Raw genomic sequence first — 25,357 nt, forward strand, 5'->3', positions numbered from 1 at the left:
CCCATCCCGAACTCGGAAGTGAAACGCAGCTGCGCCGATGGTAGTGTGGCTCAAGCCATGCGAGAGTAGGTCATCGCCAGGGTTTACACCCAAAAACCCCGCTGCTCACGCAGCGGGGTTTTTTCTTTGCGCGCGTCGCAGAGAGAGCGTGCCGACCAACGGTCGGCACCTACCGGGGACCTGATCGACTGGCGGTGCGTGGCCGCGGCGGTGGGATGTGCCGACCAACGGTCGGCACCTACCGGGGGACCTGATCGACTGGCGGTGCGTGGCCGCGGCGGTGGATGTGCCGACCAACGGTCGGCACCTACCGGGGGCGTGATCGACTGGCGGCGCGTGCCGCGGTGGTGGATGGCCGACCAACGGTCGGCACCTACCGGGGGCGTGATCGACTGGCGGTGCGTGCCGCGGTGGTGGATGTGCCGACCAACGGTCGGCACCTACCGGGGCGTGATCGACTGGCGGCGCGTGCCGCGGTGGTGGATGTGCCGACCAACGGTCGGCACCTACCGGGGGCGTGATCGACTGGCGGTGCGTGGCTGCGGCGGTGGATGTGCCGACCAACGGTCGGCACCTACCGGGGACCAGATCGACTGGCGGTGCGTGGCTGCGGCGGTGGATGTGCCGACCAACGGTCGGCACCTACCGGGGGCGTGATCGACTGGCGATGCGTGGCTGCGGTGGTGGATGTGCCGACCAACGGTCGGCACCTACCGGGGGCGTCGGCTCTGCCTTGGTAGCGCACGACCGTTGGTCGTGCGACGGCGCACCGCGCCGTTGTGGCAGCGGCGCGAATTTGCTGGGCGCGCGGAACTTACGTTGCGAGGAATCCTGCGATCACCCCGGCCACGCGCTGCGGGTGTTCCATATGCAGGTGATGGGTACCGGGAAACACGTCCAGGCGCCCATCGCGCAGCAACCGGATGCGTTCGCTGCGCAGCGGCTCGGGGTAATAGCTCTGTGCCGGACTGGCGTAGATCACCTGGGTCGGGCATTCGATCGCGGCCAGCAGGTCGTCGATCTGCGCTTCGCTGAGGCGCATCGCGGTGGGCAGCATCAGGCGCTGGTCGCTGCACCAGCTGTAACCGCCTTCCACCGGCATGACGCCGCGTTCGACCAGCAGCCGCGCGCACGGCTCGCTGAGCTGGTTGGCCATCATGCGCGCACGCACCGGCGCGGCCAGGTCGGAAAACACCCGCAGCTTCTTCGTCGGCAACGCGCGCGCGGCCCGCACGTGTTCGCGCAGGCGCTGCGCGGTTTCATCCTCGGGCCCGCGCAGGCCGCCCAGTGCTTCGATTGCGATCAACCGGTCCACCCGCTCCGGGGCGGCTGCTGCGGTGAGGCTGGCGATGCCGGCGCCCATGGAATGGCCCAGCAGCGTGAAGCGGTCCCACCCCAGTGCATCGGCGACGTCGAGCACGTGGCAGATCGCGCCGGGGGTGTTGTACTGCGTCCCCGGCGGCAGGTGCGCACTGTGGCCGTGCCCGGGCAGGTCGATCGCTACCAGGTGCAGCGCAGGCAGCGCGGCGGCCAACGGAACGAAGCTGGCGGCGTTGTCGAGCCAGCCATGCAGGGCCAGCACCCGGTGGCCCGTGTCGTGGGGGGAGCGCAGGCCAGCCACGGCGCTGCCGGACACCTGCAGTGCGAAGGGTTCGAGCATCATGCCAGCGCGGCGATGCTCAGCCGCGACAGCGCCAGCGCATGCGCCGGTGCATCGTTGAGGCAGGGGATGTAGCGCATCTGCGCACCGCGCGCGGCGACGGTTTCGGTGAAGCCGAGCGCGACTTCTTCCAGCGTCTCCAGGCAGTCGGTGGCAAAGCCGGGACAGACCACGTCAATCTGTTTTACGCCCTGCTCGGCCATCGCCCACAGGGTCGGCTCTGCGTACGGCTGCAGCCACTTTTCGCGGCCAAAGCGCGACTGGTAGGTCAGCTGCCACTGGTCGTCCGCCAGCCCAAGCGCCTGCGCGATCGCCTGCGCGCTGGCTTCGCAGCGCTGCGGGTAGGGATCGCCGGCATCGGCCAGGCGCTGGGGAATGCCGTGGAAGGAAAACACCAGCTTCTCGCCCCGGCCGTTGGCCTCCCACCACTGGCGGATGCTGCCGGCCACCGCGGCCACCCAGTCCGGGTCGACCGCATAGTCGCGCACCAGGGTGACGGTGACGCCGGGATGGCGTGGTTGCCATTCGCGCACCTGGTCTTCGATCGAGGCGGTGGTGGTGGTCGAATACTGCGGATACAGCGGCAGCACCACGATCCGGCGCATGCCTTCAGCCGCCAGCCGGTCGAGCTCGGTGGTGAGGGCCGGAGCGCCGTAGCGCATGGCGTGGCGAACCTGCAGGTTCGGCATCAGCTGCTGCATGGCCTCGGCCAACCGCCGCGAATACACCATCAGCGGTGAGCCGTCTTCAAGCCACACCTGCGCGTACTTGGCCGCCGAACGGCCACTGCGCAGGGGCAGGATCACCCCGTAGAGCAGCGGTTTCCACAACAGCGGCGGAATGGCGACCACGCGCCGATCGCTGAGGAATTCCGCAAGGTAGCGCCGCACTGCCGGAGCGGTGGGCGTCTCGGGTGTGCCTAGATTGACCGCCAGCACGGCGGTGTCGGGTGCGTCGAGCATGGGGCCATTCTCGCAGGTCTGCGCGACGGCTGGGATGGAAAGTAGCGATGGCGGCGATCATGGGGGTCGATCGAGCAGCGAGTACTCATTGCGGATTCATCGGAACCCCACTAATTTCAGGGGGAAAGCGTATCGATCACCGACCGATGCCCGCCGCTGCAGCCTTCGACTGCCCTGTCGACCCCCATTCTGGAGTACCCATGCGCCGATTGACCCTTGCACTGCTGATCACCACCAGTCTGATGTCGGCCCAGGCACTGGCCGGTCCGGAAGAGGACCAGCGTGCCCGCAATGCCATTCGGGTGCTGAGCGACATCCAGGCCATCCCCGAACAGGGCATTCCGGACAAACTGCTGGACGAGGCGCGGGCGGTGGTGGTCATTCCCGATACGATCAAGGCGGGTCTGGTTATCGGCGGACGCCGCGGCCATGGCCTGATGTCGGTCAAGAACCCGGACGGCACCTGGTCCAGCCCGGCCTTCATCAAGCTGACCGGTGGCAGCATCGGCTTCCAAGCGGGCGTGCAGTCGTCCGACGTGGTGCTGGTGTTCCGCAACGACCGCAGCCTGGACAACATCGTCAACGGCAAGGTCACGCTGGGCGCGGATGCCGGTGTTGCCGCCGGCCCGGTCGGGCGCAATGCGGCGGCCGCCACCGACGGTCAGCTGAAGGCGGAAATCTGGTCGTGGTCGCGCGCCCGCGGGCTGTTTGCTGGTGTGGCCCTCGATGGCGCGGTGCTGCAGATCGATGACAAGGCCAACCTGGACGCCTACGGCAGCAACACGACCGCGCGCATGGTGTTCGAAGGCCGGACCACCGCGCAGCCGTCGATGGATGTGGTGGCGTTCCGCGACCGCCTGGAAGAGGCCACGTATTCGGCCCGGCAAAACCGCGGCACTGCCGGCAGCGCGCCGGCACCGCGTGCGGCAGGGCCGCAGCCGCAGCCGCAGGCGGCACCGGTGCCAGCTGAACAGGCAGGCACGGCGGCGACCACGGCGCCGTTGCAGGCCGTGCCGGCACAGCCGGCGCCGCAGCAGGGCTTCCAGCCGGTGGGCGAAGGTGAGGTCCGCACCGAATCGCTGGACGGCAACTGACTTTCGTCACGCGCGCCGCCTGCCCGGCGGTGCGCTATGCTCAACCCCTTGTTTCCAGGTAATGCGAGCAGCACATCATGGGCAGTATGAGCTTGTGGCATTGGGTGGTGGTACTGGTCATCGTTCTGCTGGTGTTCGGCACCAAGAAGTTGACCAGTGGCGCCAAGGACCTTGGCAGTGCCGTCAAGGAATTCAAGAAGGGCATGCGCGACGAGGACAAGCCGACCGTGCACCTGAGCGACGAGTCGCGTCCGCAGGACCCGTCGACGACGTCGCAGAACGAGCACGACCGCGACCGTCGCTGATCCGGGCGGCAGGCTGTGTTCGATATCGGTTTCAGTGAACTGCTGCTCATCGCGGTGGTTGCGTTGGTCGTGCTGGGTCCAGAGCGGCTGCCCAAGGCAGCCCGCTTCGCCGGGCTGTGGGTGCGCCGCGCACGCAACCAGTGGGATTCGGTGAAGCAGGAGCTCGAGCGTGAGCTGCACGCGGACGAGATCAAGCGGCAGTTCCGCGAGGCGCAGGATTCGGTACGCGATACCGAGGCGCAGCTGCGCGCCAGCGGCGAGGCGGTTCGCCGCGAGGCCGAACAGATGCGGCGGCAGGCGCAGTCGACCGGCGATGCGGTCGTCCCGGACGATGTGCCGGTGATGACCGGTCCAGCGCCGGGGTCGCCGGCCAGCGTGGCCCAGCATGTGGCCCCGCCCGAGCCGGAGGCTGTGGTGGACGCGCCACGTGATGCGATGGCACCGCCGGGCATCGACGGGCAGGCGCCGCGCGATCCCCAGCCGCCCACGCCGGAGGTGCCGCGATGAGTGGCAACGAGAACCCGGAGAGCGGGTTGATCGAACACCTGATCGAGCTGCGGGCGCGACTGATGCGGGCGCTGATCGGGCTGGGCGTGGTCCTGCTGGGGTTGATGCCGTTTTCGCGGCAGATCTACACGTGGCTGGCACAGCCGTTGATTTCGCAGCTGCCGAACGCGCAGTCGATGATTGCGATCAATCCGGCAGGCGCGTTCTTCGCGCCGCTGAAGCTGACGTTCTTCGTGGCGCTGTTCGTGGCGGTGCCGTGGTTGCTGTACCAGTTGTGGGCGTTCGTGGCGCCGGGGCTGTACGCGCGCGAGAAGCGCCTCGCGGTGCCGCTGCTGGTGACGTCGGTGCTGCTGTTCTACATCGGCTGCGCGTTCGCGTACTTCCTGGTGCTGCCGGCGGTGTTCCACTTCCTGACCACGTTCCGCCCGGAGGTGATTGCGATCACGCCGGATGCGAATGCGTACCTGGATTTCGTGTTGGCGATCTTCTTCGCATTCGGCAGCAGTTTCGAGCTGCCGGTGGCGATGGTGATCCTGACCCTGCTCGGCTGGATCACGCCGCAGCAGTTCAAGGAAGGCCGCGGTTACGCAATCGTGGGCATCTTCGTGCTGGCGGCGGTGCTGACGCCGCCGGACGTGGTGTCGCAGCTGATGCTGGCCATTCCGATGTGCCTGCTTTACGAGCTGGGTATCCACGCGTCGCGCTGGCTGGTGCCGGCCAAGAGCGACGAGCCGCAGGCCTCTTGAGGGCGCCAAGAGCGTAGCGCGCCGTTTCCCTCTCTATGCCGCGAAGATGTTGCCTGGGCCATTGGTCGGCGGCACCGGCGGCGGGGTGCTGCGGGTGCGGTGGGCGAACATCTGCTTCCAGGCGGCGTACACGGCGCCGACGTAGAGCGGCATGATCACCGTGGCCATGGCCAGCTGCATGACGAAGGCGGCCGCGCCCACGCCGCCGACCAGCATGGCCAGCTGCATCACCACGACCACCAGGAAGTAGATGCACATCGCCGCGATCAGGCCGAGCAGCATGAAGACCGCCATGGCGCCGAAGTTGCGGATGCAGCCCTGCAGGCTCATGCGCAGGGCGTGCATGCCGCTCTGATGGTCGAACACCACCAGCGCCGGCTGGGTGAACATGGCCATGCTCAGTGCCACGAAGGTGCCGAATGCCAATGCCAGCCACAGCAGGATACGCATGACCGGCACGCCGGCCATCAGGGCCAGGGTCTGTTCGTTGCTCGGGGTGGCGCCGGACTGCTGCAGTTCCTGCATCTTGTGGAACATCTCGGCCGACGCGGTCAGGCCTTTGGGGCCCATCATCAGGTACAGCAGCGTGCCCAGCGCGATGATGGCGATCAGCTGGATCGCCAACGGCACCAGCAGGTGGCTGACCCGGCGGTCGCGGATCGGCTGCAGCAGGTGCGCGGGGGTGGCGCGGTGGCCCTGGTCGATTTCGCTGACCGCACACAGCATGCCGCCGAACACCAGCGGACCGACCGCGACCGAGACCAGCTGGCCGAGGACCCCGAGCCAGCTGGGCAGTGCCTGCGCCAGCACCAGGATCAGCGAACTGACCAGCATGCCGATCACGCCAAGCACGGCCAGCTGCAGCGGCGCGCGGCGATACAGGGAAAACGCGTCCAGCAGCCATTGGGCGCCCGCCGAGGCGGGCAGCTTGCGAATGTCGCTCATACCATTCCGGAACAGGGGAGGAAGGGCGCGCGCGCCCCGGATCGAATCGATTATCCCTGTTTTCCGCGCCGCTGACCTGAAGGAACGGGCGACATGCCCGCCCTGTCAGACGTTGCGGGCCTGGCGCACGAAGCGGCGCAGCAGCTGGCGGGCCAGCGGCGCGGCGCTGACCCCGCGCGCCAGGCTGCGTGCGCAGCCGCCGTGGCGACGGATGCAGTCGGCCCGCGCCCGCACGTAGCCGCGCATGTGGTGGGTGGCGAACTCGGGATGGAACTGCACGCCCCAGGCGTTCTGGCCCCAGCGGAACGCATGGCAGTTGTCCTGCGCCGAGCGCGCCAGGATGGCCGCACCCTCGGGCGCGCGCAGCACCGTCTGCAGGTGGGTGGCGTGGGCCGGGAAGCGGTCGGGCAGGCCGGCGAACAGCGGGTCGTCCTGCGCCGGCGGCTCGAGTGCCAGTTCGATCGTGCCCGATTCGCGCCCGGCCGGGTTGTAGGCCACCTCGCCCCCCAGTGCGTGCGCCAGCAGCTGGTGGCCGTAGCAGATGCCGAACACCGGGCGGTTGTCGTGCGCGGCCGCGCGCAGCCACTGGGCGCTGCGCTCACTCCAGTCGGCGCGGTCGGTGACGTAGGCGGCCGAGCCACTGATGATCACCCCGGCAAAATCGCGATGGTCGGGCAGTTCACCGCCATGCTCCACGTCCACCACCACGGTCTCGTCGGCCTCCAGCCCGGCTGCGACCCGGATCCAGTGCGGAAAACGGCCGTAGCGGCGCAGCGATGCCACCGGTTGGCCGGTCTCAAGGATCAGGAAGGGCGGGCGGTTCATCTCGCGGCGGCAGTACGGTCAGGACTTCCTCGATTGTAGTCAGCCCTGCCGCCACCTTTTCAAGTGCCGCGCGACGCAGGGTTCGTACCCCTTCAGCACGCGCCGCCTGTCCGAAAGCGGCCAGATCCATCTCCGCGCGGATCAGCCCGCGCAGGCGCTGGCTCAATGGCAGCAGCTCATACAGGCCTACCCGGCCCAGGTAACCGGTGCGCCGGCAGTCGATGCAGCCGGCCGGTGCATATGGCGTGGGCGACTCTGGTAATGCTTCTTCGGCATCAGCCAGCACGGCCCATTGGGCCGCCGTCAGCGGTTTGGGCACCTTGCAGTGCGGGCACAGGGTGCGCACCAGGCGCTGCGCCAGCACGCCGTTGATGGTGCTGGCCAGCAGGTAGTGCGGAACGCCGAGGTCGAGCAGCCGGGTGATCGCCGAAGCCGCGTCGTTGGTGTGCAGGGTGGACAGCACCAGGTGGCCGGTCAATGCGGCCTGGACCGCCATCTGCGCGGTTTCCAGGTCGCGGATCTCGCCGATCATGATGATGTCCGGGTCCTGCCGCAGCAGGGTGCGCACGCCGGCGGCGAAGTCCAGGTCGATGTTGGTCTGCACCTGCATCTGGTTGAATTCCGGCGCGATCATTTCGATCGGGTCTTCCACCGTGCACACGTTCACGTCCGGGGTGGCCAGCCGCTTCAGGGTGGAATACAGGGTGGTGGTCTTGCCCGAGCCGGTCGGGCCGGTCACCAGCACGATGCCGTGCGGGCGCTCCACCAGCGCGGTCCAGCCGGCTGCTTCCTGCGGGCTGAAGCCAAGCTGGTCGATGCTCTTGAATGCTGCGTCCGGGTCGAAGATGCGCATCACGCACTTCTCGCCGAAGGCGGTGGGCATGGTCGACAGGCGCATTTCCACTTCGCGACCACCCGGGGACCGGGTCTTGATGCGCCCGTCCTGCGGGCGCCGCCGCTCGGCCAGGTCCATGCGGCCCAGCACCTTGATCCGGCTGACCACGGCGGTCATCACCGCCGGGGGAACCTCGAACACCTTGTGCAGCACCCCGTCGATGCGGAAGCGCATGCGTCCCATGTCGCGGCGCGGTTCCAGGTGGATGTCCGACGCGCGCTGTTCGAAGGCGTACTGCAGCAGCCAGTCCACGATGTGCACCACATGCTGGTCGTCGGCGTTGACGTCGCCGGCGCGGCCCAGTTCGACCAGCTGCTCGAAGCTGGGCAGGGTGCCGTTGGTCTCGGTGCGCGAATCGCTGCGCGCGCCGCGCACCGAACGGGTGACCCCGTAGAACTCCATGGTGTAACGGTGCAGGTCCAGCGGGTTGACCACCGCCAGTTCGATCCGGCGCCGGGTCAGGTGCTGCAGGTCGAGCAGCCATTCCTGGGCCAGGGGCTCGCTGGTGGCCACCAGCAGGCGTTCGCTGTCCACCGCCAGCGGCAGGAAGCGGTGGCGGCGGGCATAGGCATGCGAGACCAGCGCGGTCACCGCCGACACATCCACGCGGGTGGGGTCGATGCGCAGGTAGCGGGTGCCGGTGCGGTCGGCGAGCCATTGGGTCAGGCGTTCCAGGCCCAGTTCACCGCCGCTGGTGGCAGCCAGCTTCAGGTTGGCCAGCAGCACCAGCGGGTGCACTTCGCTGGCGTTGCGCGCACCCTGGCCGCTGAAACGGATGCGCTCGGCATCGACCGCTGCGACCAGGCCGTCGGCGACCAGGGCCGCGGCGACCTGTTCGAACACCAGTCGACCGGGCGGCAAGGGCTCCGGGGCGGGAGCGGGGACGAGCGTTGCCGGTGAACGGTGTTCCATGGCGCCAGAATCCTCGGAGCAGGGGCTGCACGGCGTGATGGCGGGTGCCTGGAATGCCGGCGCGCGGTCCGTCGCTATACTAACGCACCCCCTTTGCAGGCAAGAATCCGCCGCATGTTCGCGATCCAGACCGTTCCGATCACTTTCCAGGGCCTGATCCAGACCCTCAACCAGTATTGGGCGCAGCAGGGCTGCGTGCTGATCCAGCCGCTGGACCTGGAGGTCGGTGCCGGCACCTTCCACCCGGCCACCTTCCTGCGCTCGATCGGCCCGGAAAGCTGGAATGCCGCGTACGTGCAGCCGTCGCGCCGTCCCACCGACGGGCGCTATGGCGAGAACCCCAACCGCCTGCAGCGTTATTACCAGTACCAGGTGGCGATGAAGCCCAGCCCGGACAACATCCAGCAGCTGTACCTGGACTCGCTCAAGGCGCTGGGCATCGACCCGCTGGTGCACGACCTGCGCTTTGTCGAAGACAACTGGGAGTCGCCGACGCTGGGCGCCTGGGGCCTGGGGTGGGAAGTGTGGCTCAACGGCATGGAAGTGACCCAGTTCACCTACTTCCAGCAGGCCGGTGGCCTGGAGTGCAAGCCGGTGCTGGGCGAGATCACCTACGGGCTCGAGCGCCTGTGCATGTACCTGCAGAACTGCGACAACGTGTATGACCTGGTCTGGACGTATGGCCCGGACGGCACGCCGGTGACCTACGGCGATGTGTACCTGCAGAACGAAGTGGAACAGAGCACCTACAACTTCGAGTACGCCGACGTGGACGAGCTGTTCCATCGCTTCGACGCCTGCGAGAAGGAAGCGCAGAAGCTGGTCGAGGTGGGCCTGCCGCTGCCGGCGTACGAGCAGGTGTGCAAGGCCAGCCATTCGTTCAACCTGCTGGACGCGCGCCGTGCGATCAGCGTCACCGAGCGCCAGCGCTACATCCTGCGCGTGCGCGCGCTGGCCCAGGCGGTGGCGAAACTGTATGAGGCCAAGCGCATCGAAGCGGTGGCGGCCAAGGAGGTGCAGGCATGAGCACGATGCTGCCGCTGTTGATCGAGCTGGGGACCGAAGAACTGCCGGTGAAGGCGCTGCCGGGCCTGGCCCAGGCCTTCTTCGATGGCGTGGTGGACGGCCTGGCCAAGCGTGGCGTGGCCGTGGAGCGCGGCGATGCCACGCCGCTGTCGACCCCGCGCCGGCTGGCCGTGCTGCTGCCCGGCGTGGCCGTGGAACAGCCCGAGCAGAAGGGCGAAGTACTGGGGCCGTACCTGAACATCGCGCTGGACGCCGACGGCCAGCCGACCAAGGCGCTGCAGGGCTTTGCCGCCAAGGCGGGGATCGACTGGACCGCGCTTGAGCGCACCACTGATGCCAAGGGCGAACGTTTCGTGCACCGCTCGGTCACCCCGGGCGCGCGCACGGCGGCGCTGCTGCCGGAGATCCTGGCCGAGGCGCTGGCCGGCATGCCCATTCCCAAGCCGATGCGCTGGGGCAGCCACAGTTACGGGTTCGCGCGGCCGGTGCACTGGCTGGTGCTGCTGCACGGCAAGGACGTGGTGGAAGCGGAGGTGCTGGGCCTGAAGAGCGACCGCATGAGCCGCGGCCATCGTTTCATGCACGACAAGACCGTGTGGCTGTCCTCGCCGGAGGACTACGTCAGCTCGCTGCAGGCCGCCTATGTGCTGGTCGACCCCGCGGCGCGCCGCGCGCGCATCGTCGAGTCGGTCAATGCCGAAGCCGCTGCTGCCGGTGGCCAGGCGCGGATCACCGAGGACAACCTGGGCCAGGTGGTCAACCTGGTCGAATGGCCGGCGCCGGTGCTGTGCAGTTTCGAGCGCGAGTTCCTGGCGGTGCCGCAGGAAGCGCTGATCGAAACCATGGAGATCAACCAGAAGTTCTTCCCGGTGCTGGATGGCGGCGGCAAGCTGACCGAGAAGTTCATCGGCATCGCCAACATCGAATCCCGGGACGTGGCCGAAGTGGCCAAGGGCTACGAGCGGGTGATCCGCCCGCGCTTTGCCGATGCCAAGTTCTTCTTCGACGAGGACCTGAAGCAGGGCCTGGAATCGATGGGCGACGGGTTGAAGACGGTGACCTACCAGGCCAAGCTGGGCTCGGTGGCCGACAAGGTGCAGCGCGTGGTCGCGCTGGCCGGAACGATCGCAACGGAGGTCGGTGCCGATCCGGTACTGGCCAGACGTGCCGCCGTGCTGGCCAAGAACGACCTGCAGTCGCGCATGGTCAACGAGTTCCCGGAACTGCAGGGCATTGCCGGCCGTCATTACGCGGTGACCGGCGGCGAATCGCCCGAGGTCGCGCTGGCCATCGACGAGGCCTACCAGCCGCGCTTCGGCGGCGACGATATCGCGCTGTCGCCGCTGGGCAAGGTGCTGGCCATCGCCGAACGTCTCGACACGCTGGCCGGTGGCTTCGCCGCCGGACTGAAGCCGACCGGCAACAAGGACCCGTTCGCGCTGCGCCGCAATGCGCTGGGACTGGCCCGTACGATCATCGAATCGGGCTTCGAGCTGGACCTGCGCGCGCTGCTGGACAGCGCCCTGGCCGGCCTGCCGCCCGCCGTGCAGCCCAGCGCGGAGCGCAAGACCGACGCCCTGCCGCAGGAGCTGTACGACTTCATTCTCGACCGTCTGCGCGGCTACTACGCCGACAAGGGCGTGCCGGCGTCGCATTTCAACGCCGTGCTCGAACTGAAGCCGGCGTCGCTGTACGACGTCGACCGCCGCATCGACGCCATCGGCATCTTTGCGGCGCTGCCCGAGGCCGATGCACTGGCGGCCGCCAACAAGCGCATCCGCAACATCCTGCGCAAGGCCGACGTCGCGATCCCGGGCATGGTGGATCCGGCGCTGCTGGCCGAGCCGGCGGAAAGCGAACTGGCCGAGGCCGTGGAAGCGGCCATCGACGACAGCAGTGCCAGCCTGCACCAGAAGGACTACGTCAGCGTGCTGGCCCGTCTGGCCCGGCTGCGGCCGCAGGTGGATGCGTTCTTCGACGCGGTGATGGTCAACGCCGAAGATCCGGCGCTGCGCGGCAACCGCCTGGCCCTGCTCAAGCGTCTGGGCGACCGCCTCGGCAGCGTGGCGGCGATCGAGCATCTGTCCAGCTGACGCAGGCGTACCGCGTTGGCGTCACCCTGAAAGCGCCCGGCTGGTCCGGGCGCTTTCTTTTTCCGCGCATTTGTTCGATTGCGACGAAAACTGCAATCAATCTGAATATTAATTGAGCGCTTCTTAGGAAAAATTGGAAAACGATAAATTCGTGCAATCGGTATTCCGCGACGCCGCGTGATCATCCGGCGCCGCGCTTCCACGCGGCACCGACACGTCGCGCGTCCTGCGCGGCTCGCCCCGCTTCGCACGGAAGTACCGCCGCATGCCCAAGCTGCCCCACGCCGTTCCCGCCGTCCCTACCTTCAACCGCTTCGCCACGCTGTCCGACGCCGACGCAGGGCAGGAGCAGGACGCGCACAGCGCCCGTACCCCCACCCGCGTCGGCAATGCGACAGCGCCGAAGCGACCGACGATCTCCTCGCAGCCGGTACCGCTGAGCCCGCGCGAAGCCTGGGTCAAGGAGGCGATCCTCGCCACTGGCGCGCCGGAACGCCGCGCGCTGGTCCGCATGCTGGAAACGCACCTTGCCGCTGCCGACAGTGCGGAGGCCCGCGACGCGGTCACCCGGCGCATGGAGCAGGCACTGGCCGCGCGCGGGCATGACGTGGCCGTCCTGCGCGATCTGGGGATCACCCTGCTGGATGGCGCGCTCGGTCGCGCGGCCTGGGGCACGCTCCTGGCCGAACTGCCCGGCTGGGCCGGCAATGCATTGACCGCCGGCCAGCTCGCCCGCGCGGCGATCAACGGCAGCTGGAGCAGCCTGGCGACGGTGCTGCCGTCATTGGCCGCGGCGTTGCCGTCGCTGCGCACGCACGACCAGTTCGACGCGCTGGTGCAGTCGCTGCCGGAGGCGATCCGGACCGGCCTGTGGAACCTGCATGAGCAGATCGGCCACGCCGATGCGCAGCTGCGCCCGAACCTGGGCGGTGGCCACCTGCTCCCGGCACTGGCCGTGGCTGCACTGCTGTGGCAGATGCAGCGGGCGCTGCCTTCGCCCTCCGGCCAGCTTCAGGGGATCGGCCGCTTCATCGCCGGACTGCCCACGCACTGGCAGCGCATCGCCGTGTTGAACGGGCTGGGCGGTGCGTTGTTGCAAGCCACCGACCGTGGCGCCGGTGACGTCCTGGCCGCGCCCAGGAAGAAGCTCACCAACGCGGAGAAGCAGGCGCGCATCCTGCACCAGAAGGCGGTGGACCGCCGCGAGGCGGTGGTACCGGACTGGCAGGGCACCCCGCCCGGCCTGGAGGCGGCGCGCGCACCCGGCGCGTCCTGCGCCGGCGGAGCGATCGCCACGCCAGTGCCCACCCACGGTGCCCAAGCGCCGTTCGATGCGGCACGCGCGTCGTCGTCGAGCGGGCGGCCCGGTTGGCTGGCCTGGCTGGGTGCCGGCATCGCCACGCTGGGCCAGGCGGCGCGCGGTGGGTTCCAGGCCGTGCCGCAGGCGCCGCCGCCGGTGGAAATGACCTTGATGGGCGCTTCGGCGGTGCCCGAGGTGCGGGTGACCACGCCGCTGGTAAGCAGTGAGCTGGCAGCGGGGACGGCGACCGCTGCGCGCGCGTTCCCGAACCTGCGGCGTGCGCCGCTGGCCGCCGCCGTGATCGGGGTGACCGGCGCGGCAGCCTGGAGTGCGAAAAAGCTTCTGTGGCCCGACGCGGTGCAGCCGGCCACCCCGGCCGAAACGGCCGCGCAGCTGGCCATGGAGGTGGTCGCGCTGCCGGACGGGCATTGGGGCACGGCGCTGGATCTGCTGCTGGGCGAACTGGAGCCCACGCAGCGCAGCGGCCGCACGCGGCGCGCGGCACCTGCCGCCTCGAGCAGCGCCGACGCGCAGGAGACCGTCCTGCAGCAGCACGGCGTATCCACCGCGCAGCTGGATGCACTGCGGGCCGACCCTGCCCTGATGCAGCAGCTGTAGTCGATGCGTCTGTGGTCCGTAGCGGTAGCGCGCGACATCGCCACGCAGCCCGGCTGGGAATGGGTGGCGCGCTTGTCGGCGTCGGAACAGGAGCTGCTGGTCGGCCACCGGCAGGCGCTGCGCAGGATCGCCCCCACCCTGGCCGCGGTGGACACCGCGGCCGATGCGGTGATGGACGAACTGCTGCAGAAAGCGGGCTGGCAGGGAAACTGGAAGGACATCGAAGTGCGCCTGCCGCACAAGGACGTGGCCGGGATGCAGGTGGACGATCGCCTGCCGCTGCTCGCGTACTGCCTGTCACGGCCGCGCGCCGGCGAAGCGTCGTTTTTGCGCGATGACCTGCCGGTTACCCCGCGTGAGTGGGCCCAGCTCAGCCAGGCGCTGGCCAGTGCCGACGCCAGCCGCCTGCGCGTGGACATCGCCGCCCGCGCCGAACAGGCGCGGCCGGCACTCAGTGCAGCCGTGCAGGCGCAGCTGGTGCTGGACGCGCTCAAGGCCAAGGCGCTGGGCCGGCTGGGCAGCGGCGACGCGCATCGGCGTGGTGCGGAGGTGGTGCTGGGCTTCCTGCAGGGCACCGGCGCGGTCGAGCGCGCCACGTTGACCTATGTCGACCGGCGGCCCGACGGCAGCCCGGTTACGGTGCCGCTGCCGAACTACCTGGTGCTGCGCAGCGCCGCCGAGGAGGAGGGGCTGCGGGGCCAGGTGGTGCTGTATCGCTCGGACCTGTCGCGTTTCCAGGCCTTCGGCGACGAAGACGCGTTCCGCGAGTTCCTGGATACCCAGCGCGCCCGCAGCGGCGCCTTCGCCGCCGACGGCGGGGTGCAGCGCAGCCTGGGCGAGGACATCGTGCAGGCCGCGCCGCCGGAGCAGCGTCGCGAACTGCTGAAACTGGTCGATGACTGGGAAAAGCGCCTGGCGCTTTACCAGAGCGGCCAGCGCGGGCCACAGGGGTGGAACCCGGCCGCCAGCTTCACCCTTGCCTTCACGCCGGTCGACCACGCCGACGGGGCGCGCCAGCAGTGGGCCGACACGCTGGTCAATCACGGGCAGGCGCTGGCGCAGCAGCAGCTGGGCCGCAACCTGCTGCGCTGGAGCCCGCTGGGCATTGCCAATGTGGCCGCGGACGCCGCCTACCAGCAGCGCCGCGACAGCGCCCTGCAGACCCTGGACACGCACGCGCAGGCCAGCGTCACCGACGCCATGGTGGGTGCGCTGCGGTTGGCCGGTTTCGACGGCTCGCTGGCGGGCTTCGATCCGAGCCGGGTCCGCCTGCAGCTGGGCGAGCAGCGCATGGACCTGACCCGCTGGGCGACCCGCGGCTGGCAGCAGCACGGGCTGCCCCGGCCGCCGGTACCGCTGAACGCCCCGGACTGGGCGCCCGACGCGGCCGGCATGCCCAATGCCCGGCTGCCGCAAGCGACCTGGCTGGACGATGCGACGCTGGACGCGATGCAGCTGGTGGCGTGGCGCGGTGACGCGCAGGGCGGGGTGGACACCGAGCTCACCGCGCGGCTGGCCGACCCGGCGCTGCGCCGGGCGATCTGTGGCGAGCTGGAGAGCTTCGCCACCAGCAACCGGCTGGCCACGGCCTACATCGACCACCTGCGCGCGCTGCCGCGCACCGGGGAGGGCAGGGCCTTCGCCGCCGCGCTGGGCAACCAGATCCGCGCGCGCACCGCGTGGATGATCGAGGTGGCCCGACAGGACGGCCTGCTGGACGCCGCCACCCACGCCGCGCTGCAAACGGCGCACGCGCAGCTCGACCCGGTCGGCACGAGGACCTCGACCCTGCAGGTGGTGACGCTCAATGGCCCCCCGCTGGTGGGGCTGTGGGCGATCCAGACGCCGGTCGGACGCCAGGTGTTCCTGCCCGATACCCCCCATGGCGACCAGGTGCTGGACCAGCGCGCCTTCGGCCTCTGGCTGCGCCGGCCCGAGGCCGAAGCCTACGTACGCGCCCGCGCCCAGTATCGCTACCACCCGGACCTGGCCGCGGCGTTCGAGCATACCGCCAGCTCGCGCGGCATCCCGTTCGGCTTCGCGGCCACGCGTGGGCCGCAGGCGGCGGCGGCCACGCTGATCGCCGCGCGTATCGACGATGTGGACGAGCTGACGGTGAGCCCGCACGAGCAGCTGGTCGAAACGCTCAGGGTGATCGGCACGATCGGCGTGGGCGCGTTGTGTTCCCTCGCCAGTGGCGGCACCGGCACGCTGCTGTGCCTGGCCGGCACGCTGGGGGTGGTGGTCGACAGTGTCCACCGGGGCTTGGTTTACCTGGAACGCGGCCTGGTCGATGACGGCATCCTCGAGATCGGCGGGGGGCTGGTCGACCTGCTCGACCCGGCCCAGATCACCGCGATCCCCGGGCTGCTGTACCAGCTCGGCAAGCGCAGCCTGGGCAGCATCGCCGAGGCGACCGCTGCGGTGCGCCAGCTGCGACTGCAGGCGCGCGGGTTCAGCGCCGACGGGCAGGTCAATCAGGGTTTCGCGGTGTCGGACACCGCGTTGGCGGCCGCAGCGCTGCCCATGCTGGAACAGCCAGTTGCCGCAGGCGGCCGCATCTACCGGCAGGGCCGGCGTGCGTACATCGAGCAGGGCGGCCACTATGTCGAAGCCGTGGCCTCCGACGGCAACGCGCTGCGCCTGCACATGCCCGACGCGCCCGAACAGGTGGGGCCGCCGGTGGAATTCAGGAACAACGCCTGGTACCGGCAGGAGCGCCCGCCGACGCGCCGCGGCACCACCACGCTGTCGCCGGTGGGCAGGCGCGAGTGGGTGAGCCGCCTGCCGGAAGCGGAAAACCTGCCGCCGGAGAAGCTGGATGAGCTGGAGGCGGTGTTTGGCGTGCGTTCGCGCGATGCCTCGCCCAGCGCTGACCTGCGCCACGTGGTGCAGGAGCTCACCATCGACCAGCGTGTGCAGCGCATTCTCGGCGACCCCGAGTCGCTGGGCATGCCCGGCGACGAGGCGATCATCGTGCGCGCCTGGGCCGACAGCCCTGCACTGGGCAACGGCAAAGGGGTGGAAACCTATGTCGACACCATCGGCGAGTGGACCCGTGGCGCACGCTTCGGCCGCGGCCCCGTGGGACTGATGGTGGAAGTGGCCGACACGCGCACCTTGCCCGGCATCGAGGCCCTGGTCGACGCTGCCGACGCAACCGCCCTGGCCACGCGCCTGAAACTGCCGGCGGACACCGGCCGCGACGCGCTGCTGCAGGCGGTGCGCAGCGAGCTGGGCCGGGTGATCAAGGCCGACCCGGCGCAGAGCCGCCTCACCTGGCAACGCTGGATCGCCGCCCAGCATCGCCTGCCAACGGCAGCGGACAACCTGGTTAAACATTTCCCCGATCTCACCAAGGCCGAGGCGGAAGAGATCATCACCCGCTCCAACGGCCTGCAGAAGCGCGAGGTGGAATCGTGGATCTTCTCCGCCGACATCCGCGCGATCGTGGCCGACACGCTCACCAGCCGGACGCAGCGGCAGCAACGCCAGGCGGTAGTGAACGACGCCTTCGGCACGCTGGCCGACGTGCAGCAGCTGGCCACCCACCTGCAGTCGGCACTGCCTGGCCGCACCGTCAAGGTGCGTGACGATGGCCAGGGCGGTTCCGTGCTGCTGGTCGGCTCGGCAACGCCGGGGGTTGCCGAAGCGCGGCTGGCCTTCAGTCCTGGCGCGGCTGGGGGACTGGTCGTCTCGGATGCGCAGCGCAAGGTGCATGCCCACTGGCAGGACGCGTTGTTCGAACAGCTTGCCGCACCGGAACAGCGCCGGCTGGGCGACGCCACCACGCTGCGGCGCGAAGTGGTCGAGCAGATGAAGCAGATGCCGATCGCGCAGCGCTGCAGCCTGCGTGGACCGCTCAAGCCGGTGCCCGACAGTAGCCCCAACAGTGACGCACGGACCCACGAACGCACCCGCCGTTCGGCGGACTGCGATCCCCCGAACAGCATCTCGCTGGGTCCGGAGATGATTGCACTGCGCGACGACATGCAGCGCAGCTTGGGCGCGATGCGGCACGAACTGGACCGGACCTACACCGGCCTGCGCGCGGAAGAACGCGAACTGAAGGCGCTGACCAGCCGCATGATGCAGCTCAAGCTGGAGAAGCAGTCCCTGCCGCCGGCCGACGCCGCACGCATGAAGGAGCTGCAGAAGAAGAACTTCCGCACCTTGAACGGCTACGACCTGATGAACGCGGCCCACTACCGTCTGGACGACATCGCGTACGAAGGGGTGGCGCTGGGTCCATCACCGGACTTCCCGGACAGTGGTTTCGCGTTGAGTACCGTACCCCGCGCATGGATGCACCCGGAAAACTTCGTCAACCCGGTGCCGGTGCGCCGCGTGTTCCTGCCCGCGGCACAGGCGGAGGGCAAGCCGATGCAGAGTGACCTGTTCCGTGCCGACTATCCGCTGGGTGCGGACCTGATGCCCTCGGTGGGCAAGCTGGCCGAACCGGGGCAGGCGTCGAAGAAGATCACCCTGACCGAGCGCGACCTGCAGGTGACGATACCGGGCGGGAAGCAGGCCCGGTCGCTGGCCGAGCTGACCGACGCGGAGTTCGATGCACTGGATGGCAAGGCCTTCTCCGACGCGATGCGGCAGTACGTTGGCGAGGGCAGCCTGCTGCCAAGCAATGCAAGGACGCTGACCCCCGGCGACTACTACCTGTACCAGATCCGCTCATGCAGCGAGAGCAAGATCCTGAAAGGCTGGTTTGACGCATTGAAAAAGGCGGTGCCTGCCATCGCGGGCCTTCTCGATGGAAAGGACCCGATACCGAAGGTCACGGGAAAGGTCCGCATGCTGTCCGACAGCAATCCGTGTTCCTACAGCTGCGATCGCCGCCTGGCCGAATTGGAGGAGATGCTGCCCGAGGTCGAACTTATCGTGTTCTATCACTTCGGCACGCCGAACGAGGCAATGGAGTGGCGGGCGGAGCAGGCCGCACTGCGGGTGATGGAGAAGCACCGGGTAGCATGGGAGGGCGCAGGCCATTCCGAAAACGACATGCGGCAGATGGCCGCCGCCGAGTTGAAGAAACCCGATGTCCGCCAATGGGCCGAGGAACAGCTGCTTGCATCGCCGCCGCCGCGGCCGGTGCCGCGGCTCTGGACGCGGACGGAGTACGAAGCCGAGGGATTCTGAGGCACGCCGCATGCGGATGCGGCACCATGTCACTGCGCGACGGCCGGGGTGCGAGCCCCGGCCGCCGCTGGACCACCGATTCCGGGAGTACGTTCAATGATCATCAACGGCGCCGGCCGTCCTGCCGCGCTTTCCAGCGCCCCCCGCCTCACCGCGGCGGACGCCTCCCTTCTCGGGGCCGACCGCGAGCAGGCCCTGGGCAGGCGCGAGCACGATTTCCTGCTGTTCGGCAGCCAGGCCACCGCGTTCGCCCGCGACCTGTACCGCAGCCGCATCGCCGACGATCTGCAGCGCTATCTTGAGCAGGGAATCCTGCAGGACAGTGATGCCGACGGGCCGGTCCAGCGGAATGCGGAAGCCGGGGACGACGACGTGGGCGACTGCAGTGGGGCGAACCTGACCCTGCGTGACGGGGTGTCGATCTTCGGCCGCTACAACAACCACGGCAACGGCGACTGCTACTACGCCTGCATGCAGGACGCTGACGCGCCGGTGTTCTTCAGCATCTGCATCGAAACGGGCATGGACAGCGGAGAGGCCTACGACATCTCCGTATCCCCGCCCATGGACTGGCCGGAATTTCTCGCTCACCTACCATCTGCGTGAATATGGCGTGATGTCCCGGGCCGCAGGCAGGGCGCATACAGGCTTCGTTTTTGGCACGATCCCGCTATCCTGTGCCCATGCCGCCATTGAAATACCTCCTGCCCCTGCTGTTCCTGTCGCTGGCCATCGCCTCGACCGCGCACGCGCGCGGCACCATCGAGAAGGTGGACATCACCGGACTGGACAAGGGCGACGACGCCGAGATCATCGAGAACATCGAGGTGTCGCTGTCGCTGTACGACACCATCGGCCAGGTACAGGGCGAGTCGCGGCTGGAATACCTGCTGTCGCAGGCTGAACGCCAGACCCGCGGCGCGCTGGAGCCGTTCGGCTACTACAACCCGGTCATCACCGTGGAAAGCCCGCGCGAAGGCGACAACCTGCGCGTGGTGATCCACGTCGACCGTGGCCCCCCCACCCTGGTGCGGCGCGAGAACATCGACATCACCGGGCCGGCGCAGCTGGACCAGTACCTGCAGGAAGACATCGAGAACTTCCGCCCGCGCAAGGGCCAGCGGTTCGAGCACACCCTGTACGATGCCAGCCGCGTCACCATCACCCGGCGGCTGGCCGAGCGTGGCTATTTCGATGCCGACTTCACCCAGCGCAGGGTGGAGATCACGCGTGCCGAGAACGCCGCCGACATCGACCTCACCTGGGACAGCGGGCGCCGCTACAACATGGGCGACATCCGCTTCCACCAGGATTACTTCGTGGACCGCCTGTTCGACCCCCTGGTGTACTGGGAAACCGGCAGCTACTTCCACGAGGGCAAGCTGGACCGCCTGCGCGAGTCGTTGACCAGGCTCGATTACTTCAGCGTGATCGACATCCAGCCGCAGCCCGACCAGGCCGACGCAAACGGCAACGTGCCGGTGGATGTGAACCTGACCCGCGCCAAGCGCACCATCTACACGGCGGGTGTGAGCTACGGCAGCGAAAGCGGCGCCGGTATCCGCGGCGGCCTGGAGCGGCGCTTCCTCAACAGCCGCGGGCACAAGATGAACACCCAGCTGGACTACGCGCAGAAGCGCAAGAGCCTGGTCACCACCTACCGGATTCCGGCGTTCAAGTGGCTGGACGGGTGGTACGGGTTGACCGCCAGCGCCTATGACGAGCAGACCGACTACATCGACCTGCGCAACTTCAAGCTGATCGGCAGCCGCAGCGGCGAAATCAACGAACACTGGACCGCGATCGCCTCCATCAACGCGCTGCGCGAGCGCTGGCGCTACGCGTCGGGCACCGAGTTCACCGACGCGATCTACAACACCTCCACGCTGGTCTACCCGCAGCTGGTGGCCGACTACGTGAACGTGGACGACCGCCTGGCACCGCGCAGCGGCATCAGCGGCAGCGCCACCCTGCGCGGCGGCGTCGAAGGCGCCGGCTCGGATACCAGTTTCGTGCAGGCCAGCATGATGCTGCGCTGGTTCATTCCGGTCGGTGAGGCCGATCGCCTGATCCTGCGCGGCGAAGGCGGCACCACCTGGACCAGCGACCTGGTGGCGATGCCGCCCAGCCTGCGCTTCTTCGCCGGTGGCGACCGCAGCATCCGCGGTTACGCGTTCCGCGAAGTCGGCCCGCGCACGCCGGCGCCGGACAAGTTCGCGCTGGGTGCGAAGAACCTGGTGACCGCTTCGGCCGAGTACGAGCATTACTTCAAGGGCGGTCCGTGGGGCGGGGCGGTGTTCGTCGACACCGGCAGCGCCTTCGACAACGACATCGACCTGCATACCGGCGTGGGCTTCGGCGTGCGCTGGAAATCGCCGGTGGGTCCGGTACGCGTGGACATCGCGCACGGCCTGAACAACCCGGACTCGAAGTTCCAGCTGTACCTGAGCATCGGAGCGGACCTGTGAGCACGCCGACGCCGACGCCCACCCCGCCGCCGCCGCGCGTGCGCTTCTACCGCAGGCGCCGGTTCTGGGCGTGGTCCGGCTTCACCGTGCTCGGGCTGGTGCTGCTGGCGCTGCTGCTGGTGTACTGGGCGCTGCAGACGGTGGCCGGGCGTGACGTGCTGCTGGCCCAGGTGGTGGCGCGCCTGCCGGCCGGCGCCACGCTCACCTGGAGCAAGGTCGACGGTCCGGTGGCGGGACCGCTGGTGCTGCACGATCTGGACTTCCGCTACGACGATATCCACTTCACCGCCGAACGCGCCTACCTGGACCCGGACATCCGCCCCCTGCTGGGCCGCAAGCTGCAGCTGGATGCGCTGCAGATCAAGAATGCCACCTTGAACCTGGCCAAGAGCGATGAGCCGTTCGACATGCCGTCGTGGCCCGGCTCGCTGCCGCAGGTCGAGATGCCGCTGGCGATCCAGGCCGACACCATCATCATCGACGGTTTCCGCATTACCCAGGCGCAGGAACCGCTGATCGACATCACCAAGCTGCGCGGCGGGCTGGAGATCGCCAACGGCGAATTCCGCGCGCGCCACCTGAAGGTCGACAGCGACCTGGGCGACTTCCGCGTCGACGGTCATTACCTGCCCGGCAACGATTACACCACCGACATCACCGTCGGCGCGTCCCTGCCCGCACCGCGTGGGCGCACGCCGGCCCGGTTGGGGCTGGTCGCGCGTGGCGACCTGGCGCGCATGGAAATCGCCGTGGCCGGTCAGGCCCCGGCGCCGCTGCAGGCCAGCCTGGTGTTCGAAGGTCGCGACGCGCCGGTGTGGACCGCCAGCGCACGCAGCAAGGAACTCGACCTGGCGCTGCTGGTGCCGGGCATGGACCCGGCTACCGTTCCGCTGTCGCTGGACTTCAGCGCCAGCGGCAAGGGCGGGCAGGCCAACCTGCAGGGCCGCATCCAGCAGGGCGACCTGGCCGTGGAGCTGGCGCCGTCCAAGGTCGGCCTGGCCGACCAGGTGCTGACCGTATCGCCGCTGGTGGTGAAAGGCTGGGGGGGCCAGGCACGCCTGCAGGGCACCGCCGACTTCACCGACCGCGCGAACGCCAGCCTGCGCTTCTCCATCGTCGCCAACGACCTGACCTTCGTGCCCGAACCGGACACCACCACGCCCGGCGCGGCCAAGCCGGTGCCGGTGACGTTGAAGGAAGCGCGGATGGGCCTGGCCGGCACGCTCAAGGCGTGGGCAGCAGTGGGCAAGGCGTCGGTGGAGCGTGAGCAGCAGCGCGCCGACCTGCAGTTCGACGTACGCGGCAGCGACACCGCCGCACAGATCAGGCAGCTGCAGGCCAAGACGCCCGGCGGCGCGCTGGACGTGACCGGCCAGGTCGCGTGGGCGCCGCAGCTCGATTGGGACGTGGCCGCCAAGCTGGCCGCGTTCGATCCCGGCTACTTCGTGCCCGGCTGGGACGGGCGCCTGTCCGGCGCCGTGGCCTCCAAGGGCCGCCAGCTGCCGCCGCCTGCGGGCAGCCCGGCCGGCACCGCCGGCAGCTATGAAGCCACCGTGGACGTGCCGGGCATCAACGGCATGCTGCGCAACCGCCGGGTGGACGCGCAGGGCCAGTTCGCCCTGCGCGGGCAGCAGGGCGAGGGCAACGTGCGCCTGGCCGTGGGCAACAGCCGCCTGACCGCGCGTGGCAGCGTGGGCGACCGCCTGGACGTGCAGGCGCAGCTCGACCCGGTGCAGCTGGATGACCTGATGCCGGGCAGCACCGGCACCCTGCGTGGCCAGGTGCAGGTGCGCGGGCCGCGTACCGCGCCGGACATTACCGCCGACCTGGTCGGCAGTGGCCTGCGCTATGCGGACTACAGTGCCGAAGCGCTGAGCCTCCGCGGCCGCCTGCCGTGGCAGGGCAGCAACGGTACGCTGGCGCTGCAGGGCACCAAGGTGCAGGCCGGCATGCTGCTGGACACGATCAGCGTGAACGCCAATGGCAGCATCTCCAACCTGCGGCTGGACGCCCAGGCCAACAACGAACTCGGCGCCGTGGCCCTGCAGGGCGGCGTGCGCCAGCAGGGCAGTGCCTGGCGTGGCGAGCTGGCCGCGCTGCGCATCGCACCGGTCAAGGGCGATGCCTGGGCGCTGCGCGCGCCGGCTGCCTTCGGCATCCAGGGCAGCAGCTTCACCCTGGGCGATACCTGCCTGGGTGCGGCCACCGGCGGTGCGCTGTGCGCCAGCGCCAACTGGCCGCGCGATGGCCTGAAGATCCGTGGCGACGCATTGCCGCTGGCGCTGGTGCAGCCCTGGCTGCCGCCGCAATCCGGACGGCGCCTGTACCTGCGGGGCGAACTCACCCTGGACGGGCAGATCCGGCCGCGCGGCAACGCCTGGGAAGGCAGCGCGAAAATCGCCTCGCTGGAAGGCGGCATCCGCCTGGGCGACAACGCGCGCGGTGAACTGGTGCGCTACGACCAGTTCTCGGCCACGCTGGAGATGACCCCGGCGCAGATCAACGCCAAGCTGGGCGTCGGCTTCCAGGGCAACGGCTTCGTCGACGCCAAGGTGCAGACCGGCTGGGACGCCAATGCACCGCTCAACGGCGAGCTGTACCTCAACATGTCGCGGCTGTACTGGCTGGAACTGTTCTCGCCGGACATCGTGCGCCCCACCGGCCTGATCGAAGGCCACGTCAGCCTGCGCGGCACGCGTGGCACGCCGCAACTGGGCGGCGACGCCAAGCTGAGCAACTTCAAGGGCGAGTTCCCCGCGCTGGGGCTGACCTTCGACCAGGGTAGCGGCAGCTTCACCGCCCAACCGGACGGCTCGGCCAAGATCACCGCGCAGGCCAATTCCGGCAAGGGCACGCTGTTCGTCGACGGCGGCCTGTCGTGGTTCGGCGACGCGCAGCCGCTGCAGCTGCACATCCACGGCGAAAACGTGTTGTTGTCGAACACGCCGGAACTGCGCATCGTGGCCAACCCGAACCTGGACTTCACCCTGGCGGCGGCCGCCATGCAGCTGCGCGGCACCGTGCACGTTCCTGAAGCCGACCTCGACCTGGAGCGCCTGGATCGAGGGACGTCGGTGTCCGAAGACGTAGTGGTGCTGGACCCGGCCGATCCGGAGGAAGGCCCCAGTTCGCCGCTGGACATGGACCTCACCGTGAGCCTGGGCGACAACGTGCGCATGGCCGGCTTCGGCCTGAAGGGTGGGCTGGGCGGCAAGATGCAGGTCTGGGCGCGGCCCGGGCGCGAGATGACCGCCAACGGCGCACTGGAAGTGAGCGGCCGTTACAAGGCCTATGGTCAGGACCTGACCATTACCCGCGGCAACCTCAACTGGAACTTCAACCCGGTGTCCGACCCGCGCATCGACATCCGCGCCGAACGGCGGGTGGGCGATGTCACCGCCGGCATCGACGTGACCGGTCGTGCGCAGTCGCCGCGGGTGGACGTGTGGTCCGACCCGGCGATGTCGCAGTCCGAAGCGCTGGCGTTCCTGGTGCTGGGGCGCAGCCTCACCGGTGCAAGCAGCGACCAGACGCAGCAGGTCAACGCCGCCTCGGCCGCCTTGTCGGCCGGCAGCGGCCTGCTTGCCTCGCAGCTGGGCGCCAAGCTGGGCCTGGACGACGCCGGGGTCAGCCAGTCGCGCGCGCTGGGCGGTTCGGTGATCGGCTTCGGCAAGTACATTTCGCCCAAGCTGTACGTGGGTTACGGCGTCTCACTGGTCGGCAGCGGCTCGGTGATCACCCTGAAGTACCTGCTGCGGCGTGGTTTCGACATCGAAGTGGAATCGAGCACGGTGGAAAACCGCGGCTCCATCAACTGGCGAAGAGAAAAGTAGCGCCGGGCTCTGCCCGG

General features: G+C 69.1%; 16 protein-coding genes. 11 read left to right on the top strand and 5 right to left on the bottom strand.

Annotated elements, in window-relative coordinates:
* Positions 1–814 precede the first annotated feature (814 nt).
* Positions 815–1,663, bottom strand: a complete 849-nt coding sequence (locus ACIGII_RS16715; protein WP_399640406.1) for an alpha/beta fold hydrolase — start codon at positions 1,661–1,663, stop codon at positions 815–817.
* Positions 1,660–2,622, bottom strand: a complete 963-nt coding sequence (gene hemH / locus ACIGII_RS16720; protein ID WP_399640409.1) for a ferrochelatase — start codon at positions 2,620–2,622, stop codon at positions 1,660–1,662. The genes ACIGII_RS16715 and hemH overlap by 4 nt, the downstream gene beginning before the upstream one ends.
* Before the next feature lie 200 nt (positions 2,623–2,822).
* Between hemH and ACIGII_RS16725 the strand changes: the two genes are divergently transcribed.
* From ACIGII_RS16725 to tatC, 4 genes are all read left to right on the top strand, one after another.
* Positions 2,823–3,716 (top strand): YSC84-related protein, encoded by an 894-nt coding sequence (locus tag ACIGII_RS16725; protein ID WP_399640412.1) that lies wholly within the window; start codon positions 2,823–2,825, stop codon positions 3,714–3,716.
* A gap of 77 nt (positions 3,717–3,793) precedes the next feature.
* Entirely contained in the window at positions 3,794–4,021 is a 228-nt protein-coding gene (gene tatA / locus ACIGII_RS16730; protein WP_399640415.1) for a Sec-independent protein translocase subunit TatA, read from the top strand.
* Between the two features lie 15 nt (positions 4,022–4,036).
* A complete protein-coding gene (gene tatB / locus ACIGII_RS16735) occupies positions 4,037–4,528 on the top strand; it encodes a Sec-independent protein translocase protein TatB (RefSeq protein ID WP_399640417.1) in 492 nt (163 codons plus the stop codon).
* Complete coding sequence (gene tatC, locus ACIGII_RS16740) at positions 4,525–5,274, top strand: twin-arginine translocase subunit TatC (RefSeq protein WP_145478580.1); 750 nt, start codon at positions 4,525–4,527, stop codon at positions 5,272–5,274. The genes tatB and tatC overlap by 4 nt, the downstream gene beginning before the upstream one ends.
* 33 nt (positions 5,275–5,307) lie before the next feature.
* Here the strand turns inward: tatC and ACIGII_RS16745 are convergent, their stop codons facing one another.
* The 3 genes from ACIGII_RS16745 to ACIGII_RS16755 all read right to left on the bottom strand — a co-directional run bounded on the left by ACIGII_RS16745 (position 5,308) and on the right by ACIGII_RS16755 (position 8,851).
* Positions 5,308–6,219: a BPSS1780 family membrane protein gene (locus tag ACIGII_RS16745; RefSeq protein ID WP_399640420.1), complete on the bottom strand. Its 912-nt coding sequence runs from the start codon at positions 6,217–6,219 to the stop codon at positions 5,308–5,310.
* Positions 6,220–6,324: 105 nt separating this feature from the next.
* Positions 6,325–7,044: a glutamine amidotransferase gene (locus ACIGII_RS16750; RefSeq protein WP_399640423.1), complete on the bottom strand. Its 720-nt coding sequence runs from the start codon at positions 7,042–7,044 to the stop codon at positions 6,325–6,327.
* Positions 7,016–8,851: a GspE/PulE family protein gene (locus ACIGII_RS16755; protein WP_399640425.1), complete on the bottom strand. Its 1,836-nt coding sequence runs from the start codon at positions 8,849–8,851 to the stop codon at positions 7,016–7,018. The genes ACIGII_RS16750 and ACIGII_RS16755 overlap by 29 nt, the downstream gene beginning before the upstream one ends.
* Before the next feature lie 114 nt (positions 8,852–8,965).
* Here ACIGII_RS16755 and glyQ point away from each other — a divergent pair, with 114 nt between their 5' ends.
* The 7 genes from glyQ (at position 8,966) to ACIGII_RS16790 (ending at position 25,340) form a co-directional block, all read left to right on the top strand.
* A complete protein-coding gene (glyQ, locus tag ACIGII_RS16760; RefSeq protein WP_399640428.1) occupies positions 8,966–9,877 on the top strand; it encodes a glycine--tRNA ligase subunit alpha in 912 nt (303 codons plus the stop codon).
* Complete coding sequence (gene glyS / locus ACIGII_RS16765) at positions 9,874–11,970, top strand: glycine--tRNA ligase subunit beta (RefSeq protein WP_399640431.1); 2,097 nt, start codon at positions 9,874–9,876, stop codon at positions 11,968–11,970. The genes glyQ and glyS overlap by 4 nt, the downstream gene beginning before the upstream one ends.
* A gap of 265 nt (positions 11,971–12,235) precedes the next feature.
* Complete coding sequence (locus ACIGII_RS16770) at positions 12,236–13,888, top strand: hypothetical protein (RefSeq protein WP_399640434.1); 1,653 nt, start codon at positions 12,236–12,238, stop codon at positions 13,886–13,888.
* A 3-nt stretch (positions 13,889–13,891) separates the two neighbouring features.
* Positions 13,892–19,039 carry a hypothetical protein gene (locus ACIGII_RS16775; protein ID WP_399640437.1) on the top strand — a complete coding sequence of 1,716 codons (5,148 nt, stop codon included), beginning with the start codon at positions 13,892–13,894 and terminating at the stop codon, positions 19,037–19,039.
* 96 nt (positions 19,040–19,135) lie between these two features.
* Entirely contained in the window at positions 19,136–19,645 is a 510-nt protein-coding gene (locus tag ACIGII_RS16780) for a hypothetical protein (RefSeq protein ID WP_399640439.1), read from the top strand.
* A gap of 77 nt (positions 19,646–19,722) precedes the next feature.
* Positions 19,723–21,507 carry an autotransporter assembly complex family protein gene (locus ACIGII_RS16785; RefSeq protein WP_399640441.1) on the top strand — a complete coding sequence of 595 codons (1,785 nt, stop codon included), beginning with the start codon at positions 19,723–19,725 and terminating at the stop codon, positions 21,505–21,507.
* A complete protein-coding gene (locus ACIGII_RS16790) occupies positions 21,504–25,340 on the top strand; it encodes a translocation/assembly module TamB domain-containing protein (RefSeq protein ID WP_399640444.1) in 3,837 nt (1,278 codons plus the stop codon). Before ACIGII_RS16785 ends, ACIGII_RS16790 begins: the two co-directional genes overlap by 4 nt.
* Positions 25,341–25,357: the final 17 nt, after the last annotated feature.

It is taken from the genome of Stenotrophomonas sp. NPDC077420 (assembly GCF_044543385.1).
Lineage (GTDB): Bacteria > Pseudomonadota > Gammaproteobacteria > Xanthomonadales > Xanthomonadaceae > Stenotrophomonas.